This window comes from Carboxylicivirga litoralis (assembly GCF_025499605.1).
Classification (GTDB): domain Bacteria; phylum Bacteroidota; class Bacteroidia; order Bacteroidales; family Marinilabiliaceae; genus Carboxylicivirga; species Carboxylicivirga litoralis.
In genome coordinates, this window is the sequence record NZ_JAFMVC010000088.1 from 1 (window position 1) to 1,605 (window position 1,605).

Genomic DNA, 1,605 nt, shown 5'->3' on the forward strand with positions numbered 1-1,605 from the left:
GAAAAACTAAATGTGATAGAAAATGAAATATTTATAGACAATAAGCCGCATAAACTTTCAAGTAATATTAATATCATTTTTTTTAATCAGATAGATATTGCTCCAAATTGCGAAATATTAGGATTTTCAGCTTTTAAAATGCCTGATTTGTATTTAATTTCACTCAACAGAGTAGAGATTGATGAAATATTAACCAGTTTTTACAAGCTAAATCCATTCCGAAAGTCTGTAATTCAAAAATTTCTGAGTAACTATTTAGATAGTAGAAAATGGATAATTCAAAAGAATGAATTGCCTGTCATTGACATTTTTAACACAAAACTTATTGATACAATTAATATTGAGAGAGAAATAATTGAATTTGAAAACATTCTCCATATTGAGGGAAAACCAGGAATAGGTAAAAGCCATTTAGTCGAATTTTTACAAGGGAAATTTCCCAACAATCTACTTTATAGATTCTGGCTTCATGAACAAGACTACGATAAAGAAGACCGACTTATATTTCAAAAATTCTTATTTGACCTTTCAAAAAAGTTGTTCCATGATATTTGCCACAGAGATGAAAATGAAATAATTAACCAAATAAAACGAAACAATCATACACTAATTATTGATGGTCTTGACCATGTCAAGAATTACAATCCATCAGAATTTAAGCAATTCGTTACATTTATAGACCGATTAAAAGAAGTCTGTAAAGTTATTGTTTTAAGCCGACCAATTGAAGATGAGTTAGGTTGGAAGAAACAGCAACTTACTAGTTGGAATAGAAACCAAACAGAGAGAGTTTTAGAAGAATTGTTTCATATTATAGACTATGGTACTAAAAGTAAAATATTCAAAACTACTGGTGGTTATCCAATTATTGTGAAATATGTAGCAGAACAATTTAAAAGCACTAAAACTTTACCTGAATTAGATGAACTTACCTCATTAGAAAGTTATTATGAACAAATACTAATTGATACAAAAGTAAAATCCTCACTTTCGTTATTTCTTTGTTCTCGTGCTTATTTCATGAAATCAGAAGTAAGTATGTTTTTAGGCGATGAATTAGCAGACCTTGTTTGTGAATTTATTGATGAACATCCATATCTTTTTGAAATCCGATTAAATAGAATTTCGCTTTTTCATGACAGTTTTACATCTTATTTACGAAAGCAAAACATCAATTTTTCGAAAAGACAGACCAAAGTCAATGGGATGGTTTTCAAATCAATAATATCTTATGAGAAAAGATTTTTATCTCGTTTCAACAGTTTTAGTTTTTCTCTAGAACAAAAACATGAGATTTTATCGAAGTTCACTGTAATTCAATCTTTCAAGGAATTAATGCAAAGTGTTGTGGATTTTGAGGCTATACAAAGTTTTTATACTCAACTTCGAGAAGAATTAGAACATTTTGAAGCTGATGATTTTAAAATAATTAATTTCTATGATTTGTCGCTTATAATCAACCTGATAAGTAAGGAGCATGTTTCAACAATAAATTCATTTCAATATACTTTTCTAAAAGCATTACTCTTTAATGGTTACACAGAGGAAGATATAACAAGTTCAAAATATCTTTTTGCAATGCTTTACTACTTGAAAACTAATGAT

The 1,605-nt window shown here is 28.2% G+C and carries 1 protein-coding gene; it reads left to right on the plus strand.

Annotation, left to right across the window (positions count from 1 at the left end):
- Window positions 1–1,605 (plus strand): hypothetical protein (locus J1N10_RS20815; RefSeq protein ID WP_262328658.1); only part of this gene is annotated, 1,605 nt, incomplete at both ends.